The sequence below is a fragment of the Pontitalea aquivivens genome (genome assembly GCF_046507575.1).
GTDB lineage: Bacteria > Pseudomonadota > Alphaproteobacteria > Rhodobacterales > Rhodobacteraceae > Pontitalea > Pontitalea aquivivens.
Genome location: NZ_JBKFEY010000058.1, coordinates 1 through 5,185, shown reverse-complemented (window position 1 = coordinate 5,185; position 5,185 = coordinate 1). Strand labels below are relative to the sequence as shown.

At 58.8% G+C, this 5,185-nt stretch carries 7 protein-coding genes; 5 read left to right on the top strand and 2 right to left on the bottom strand.

Annotated elements, in window-relative coordinates; all coding sequences use genetic code 11:
- On the bottom strand, positions 1-1,035 hold a 1,035-nt coding region (locus tag ACK8OU_RS19830; RefSeq protein WP_410305057.1), incomplete at its 3' end, for an IS256 family transposase.
- Here ACK8OU_RS19830 and ACK8OU_RS19825 point away from each other — a divergent pair.
- The 5 genes from ACK8OU_RS19825 to ACK8OU_RS19805 all read left to right on the top strand — a co-directional run bounded on the left by ACK8OU_RS19825 (position 1,036) and on the right by ACK8OU_RS19805 (position 4,498).
- Positions 1,036-1,530 carry a hypothetical protein gene (locus ACK8OU_RS19825; protein WP_410305056.1) on the top strand — a complete coding sequence of 165 codons (495 nt, stop codon included), beginning with the start codon at positions 1,036-1,038 and terminating at the stop codon, positions 1,528-1,530.
- A 214-nt stretch (positions 1,531-1,744) separates the two neighbouring features.
- Complete coding sequence (locus ACK8OU_RS19820; RefSeq protein ID WP_410305055.1) at positions 1,745-2,473, top strand: hypothetical protein; 729 nt, start codon at positions 1,745-1,747, stop codon at positions 2,471-2,473.
- 83 nt (positions 2,474-2,556) lie between these two features.
- A complete protein-coding gene (locus ACK8OU_RS19815) occupies positions 2,557-2,793 on the top strand; it encodes a helix-turn-helix transcriptional regulator (protein WP_410305054.1) in 237 nt (78 codons plus the stop codon).
- Between the two features lie 135 nt (positions 2,794-2,928).
- Positions 2,929-3,150 carry a hypothetical protein gene (locus tag ACK8OU_RS19810; RefSeq protein WP_410305053.1) on the top strand — a complete coding sequence of 74 codons (222 nt, stop codon included), beginning with the start codon at positions 2,929-2,931 and terminating at the stop codon, positions 3,148-3,150.
- A gap of 190 nt (positions 3,151-3,340) precedes the next feature.
- Positions 3,341-4,498, top strand: a complete 1,158-nt coding sequence (locus ACK8OU_RS19805) for a hypothetical protein (RefSeq protein ID WP_410305052.1) — start codon at positions 3,341-3,343, stop codon at positions 4,496-4,498.
- A 39-nt stretch (positions 4,499-4,537) separates the two neighbouring features.
- Here ACK8OU_RS19805 and ACK8OU_RS19800 read toward each other — a convergent pair whose 3' ends face one another.
- Positions 4,538-5,005 (bottom strand): hypothetical protein, encoded by a 468-nt coding sequence (locus ACK8OU_RS19800; protein ID WP_410305051.1) that lies wholly within the window; start codon positions 5,003-5,005, stop codon positions 4,538-4,540.
- Between the last annotated feature and the right edge of the window lie 180 nt (positions 5,006-5,185).

Genomic DNA, 5,185 nt, shown 5'->3' with positions numbered 1-5,185 from the left:
CGTGCGGATGTGTTTCCAGTGTTCCGCCGGATAATCATAGAAGGTCAGCAGCGCGTCCCGGTCCTTGACCAGCTTGGCCACCGCCTTGTCCCATTTCACGCCATAGGTTTCGACGAAGAAATCGAAGGCAGCGCGGGCCTTCGCCTTTGTCTCGGCCTGCCAGATGTCGTGCAGATGGCTTTTGGCCTTGGCCTGAACAGATTTCGGTAACGCGTTGAGAACGTTCATGGTCTTGTGGACCCAGCACCGCTGCTCCCGCGTTGTGGCAAACACCTCGCGCAGGGCGGTCCAGAACCCCAGGGCACCGTCTCCGATGGCCAGTTTAGGGTCCTGTTTCAGGCCGCGCCGCTTGAGATCGAGCAGCACCTCGCGCCAGCTTTGCGTGCTTTCGCGGAAGCCGTCGGTCATCGCCAGCAGCTCCTTGCGGCCATATTCATCGGCCCCCACGATCACCAGAACGCATTGCTTTTCTTCGCTCATCCGCGGCTTGAAATACACACCATCGGCCCAAATGTAGAGAAACTGCCGCGCGCCAAGGTCGCGCTTCTGCCAGTCCTCATAGGCCGTCCACCAGTCGGCCTTCAGCCGCGTGATGGTCTTTGCCGACAGACCCTTGGCATTCGGGCCCAGCAAGGCCGCCAGCGCCTCGGTGAAATCACCCGTGGACACGCCCTTCAGGTAAAGCCACGGCAGCAGATCCTCGACCGATTTCGCCTTGCGCAAATAGCGGGGCAGGATGCTGGGCGTGAAGGTAATCTTGTCTTCACCAGGGGCCCGGTCCCGCACGCGCGGCACCGTCACCGACACCGGACCAATACCGGTCATCACCTCGCGCTCCGGCAGGTGACCATGACGAACCAGACGCGCCCGTCCGTCCTCAAGTCTCTCTTTGGAAAAGGTCGCCATGAGCGTCGCCAGCTCCGCGTGGATCGCCTGCTCGATCAACTGGCGCGCGCCCGCGCGAATGACATCCGTAAGCGCGTCGGCGCTAAATCCAGATGGATCGGGAAGTTGGGTGATGGTAGTCTCTGACATGTGGCATATCCCTTTCTCGGCAGAGAATTGACGGCGACTGAACACCGCCATGATATGCCGCCCCTCAGGACATCACCAACTTTCGCGCGTTTCTCCAACCTCATCGAGAATACCCAGATGCAGGATTTCATCACCTTTGAAGTCGACGCCTTCAAGGAAGCGGGTGCCACGGATGCGACCCTCAACCTTCTCGATAAAGCCCTGCGGGAGCGGGCCATCTTGCCGGTCGAAGCCCCCTCTTTTGAGCTAATGTTGAACGGCGCTGAAGAACAATACTGCGGCGCGCGCTTGCTCAACGGGGCAGATCCGGGAGCGCCTGCGAGCGAAGCACAGGTAGTGCTAGCCGGATCTGTTGTTGATAGCGCGGTGGGCGCCTCTCTAATAGCGGTTGATGCAGCAATAGGTGCGGGGTCCGGTGGGATCGCGGCTGGCTTCTTTGCAATCCTGTCGGGTGGCGTAGGCTATGACCTATTGAAACGTGGTCTGGGCGGATAACAGGAGGTCGCGGCGCAATTGGCTTTGCCTGTGTAAAGCGGTAAGGGTGCTGATGCTCAGGGGCTCCCATCACAGGCAATCCAAACCGGTTCTGGCCTATATATAGGATAGGACCGCCCGGCCATCCGCCTAACCTATAATACAGTAACGCCCCCTGTCAGGGTTGCATCCGGCGTGCGGTGCAGGAAGAGTGCCGCAACCCGGAGTTGCTCCAATGCCTGTTGTTCCCGCCCATCACTATCGCCCAACCTATTCCGAAGCGGACCTTGCCAGCCTCTGTTGTGAATTTCACATCCCCATCGGGATGCAGCCAGAAATTGCCTCTTGCCTCGAAGATGCCGCTGCGATCTGGCGATGGTATGGTGGCGCCACAGCGGGCCACCCCACGCGCGGCGCATCGGCCAAAGCCCTGCGAACCGTTGCAACATCGGCTTCCGGTTTGAAAGCCGCTTTGGCAGCGCTACCCATGCCCGCAGCGGATGCGCTTGCAGCACAAGTAGTCAAAGCGGAAAGCGCAAGCTTGAAGGGGCAACACATTCTGACCGGCTTGCCGGTTATTTCCATTCTTCAGGATGATGGAACTTCAGCACAGGCCATCCTTGATCTTTCTGAACTCGCGCATCTGGTCGATGCATTGGAAAGCATGGCGATCAGTGCCGAAGCGGACCTCCCAGACGGTCGGCGCACAAAGGAAGACCATGCTTTGCGCATGTGGATCAGCAACGTCGAAATGCTTTGGACCGAGACACTTGGGCGCCCGTTCACCCGAGACATGACGGCGGAAGGCGAGCCGATCTCAGACGCCGCCCGGTTCTGTGTCTCGGCTTTTGGGAAGCTTTCGCCCGGCACCCCGCGACACAGCGTCCTGAACGCGATGAAAAAGCACATAAAAACCGTCAAGGCGAGAATACTGGCAAAAAACACTTCAAAAATCGACGTTTAATTTGCCAGCGAATAGGCGTGCAATACGCCATCTGTCGCTCCAATCCTGTCGCCATCGAATGCAGCAAGACGAGGAATAGAGCGATGAGCCTGCACTGCACACAGCCCCTAGAGGGCAAAAACGACGCCAGCTTTTGGGAGAAGTTCATCCCCGAAACCGAAGCGGCGGACTTTCTTTGCCAAAGCGTGCGCACGATCCAGAAATGGCGCGTGACCGGCGCGGGGCCGCAGTTCTACAAGTTTGGCCGCTCGGTGCGCTATCGCCGCCGCGAGTTGTTCGACTGGGTCGAAGCCCGCCGCCGGGCGCATACCTCCCAATAATCCAGTTTTGCCCGCGCCGTGGTTGGCAGCACCGCGCGGGATTTTGGGGCCGGAAGGCTTCCACAGGGGTGCGGGGTGTCGCCACCTCGCGCCCTTTCCATGTCTGCCAGCAATGCCAGGACAGGAGTTATCACCATGGCAAATCAACCGGCTTACAAGCTGAAAATCGGTCTGATCACCGCAACGATCTGGGAAAATGACGGGTTCTATTCTGTCGATATCGCCCGGTCCTACAAGACCAACGAAGGCGATTGGAAATCGACCAGCTCATTCTCTCACAATGATCTTCTGAACGTGGCGAAATGTGCCGAGCGCGCGGAAGCATGGATTTCCCGCAAGGCCGCGACTGCGCCCTGATGGCAGCCGAGCCGGGCAGTCCTGCCCGGCCCCAAAACCAAAGCTGCCCCGCCGGAGGCACCTTTGAAGGGCGCGCCAGCGCCCGCCCCTTCTCAAACCTCACTCAGGAAACGCGGCGCCGCCGCAAGAGGGGGGTGATTGTAGAGCACCCCCCTCTGGAAATACCGTTCCCACAGGAGACAGCCCGCAAATGCGTATCATCCACCAAGGCTTTGACACCCTCACCCTGTCCATACAGGCCAACATCCCCCCGGACCTCTTCGATTATCTCGATGCCGAACGAGATAAGGCAGAGGAAACCCGCGCGCCCGTGCTTATCAGCTATGGCGGCGCCGAGTTCAGCCTGTCGAACCATGGGGGCAACGGCTATCGCTTCATTCTCAAAGGCGGGCCGCTGGACATGACATGGTTCTTCAAGAAGCCGAATGCCAAAGACCCGTGGGGCATTCGGCTCAATATCGGCTCTACCCTTCTGGCAACACAGGGTTTGGGCTATGCCCGCGCCTATATCGACAAGACCCTTGAGCGCCTTGGCATTCGTTACGGTGCGCATCAGGTCAGCATCGCGCGCGCCGATTTCTGCGTGGACGTATTGGCGCCGGGGTTCAATCTGGTGCCGGAGAATTTCGTGATCCACAGCCACACAAACCGCGCCGATTACCAAACCTTTGAAGAGGAGGAAGACCGGCGCAGCAATGGAAAATCCGGGCGGTTTACCTCGGTCACCGTGGGTAAGATGCCGGGGCGGCAGGTAATCGTCTACGACAAGCGCCGCGAGGTGATCGACCATCGCAAGCCGATCTGGTGGGATATCTGGAATGCCAACCTTGAGCGTGATGGTCTGCCCCCGCTCGATCCCGAAGACCGCGCCGCAAGCCAAGTTTGGCGCATCGAGATCCGGGCGGGCAAGGCGCTATTGAAAGACCGCTGGCAGATCCGGCAATGGGCCGAGTTTGACGCGCTCTTTGGCGATGTGGTGACCGAAGCCATGCAGAAAATCCGCTACTGCGAACCCGACCCCACCGACACGAACCGCGCCCGCTGGCCCGATCATCCGATCTGGGAACTGGTTTCAGAGGCGGCCGAGGGCGACCTGACCGAAATGCGCAGCTATCTGGACCCGCAGAAGGTCAAGCATGTGCACCGCGAAGATCATATCCGGCTGATCATGGCGCTCCTGACCGGCAACGCCACCACACTGGCGGCGCTGGAAGGGGTGCCAGAGGCCCGGTTGGCCGATCACATGGCAGGATTGGGGCTGAGGCTGAAGGAGGCCGTCAGGGCCGACCCTGAGCGTGCTGCGAACAAGCTGGAAGAGGCCAAGGGGCGGTATCGGTTTGTTGAGTGAGGCGTGGGCAAGGGGGCGGCTCACCGCCGCCCCAATCTATCATAGCTTCGGCACCGAGAAAATATAACCGCGAAGTCGAAAGGAGCCATCATCAAGTTCAAATCCGCACACCGCATCCAGACGCGCACCAACCAGATCATTGCGCAGTTTATCGGTCATACCCTGTTCGATTTGCGCCTTTAGTTCCACATTTTCGGCTTGATTTCCGGATATGCACTTGGACCATTTGTCCTCGAACCAACTCGGCACATTCACAGGAATACCAAGATACTGCCTATCTGGATATTCCCAAGCCAGCCGCCGCAAAAACTTTGAGGTGGGCGCCGAATGTCTGAGATCTTCTGGAAGCGGAACAATGGCCCGAAACCCGCTTCGAAAGGAAATCGGGTATTCGTCATCAGCCAAGTCTGGGAGACTGAAATATCCGCCTCGATACATCTGATAGGCCTCGAAACTGAAGCCCCCGAGAATGGTGATCAGAAGGATGCGCCCAATCCATTTCAGCATGCGCTTACCCTTTCTGCCCCTTCTCATCTGCGACTGCGCCCACATCTGTAAGGCGTTTTGGTTCGTTCTGCGACTTGACCGCAGGGTCGATGCTATCAAAAAGGCTTTGCAACGCCGCGCGATAGGAGTGCTCGGTAGCATTTCCCTGTGCATGAATTGAAACGAGCGTGCTGAAATAGC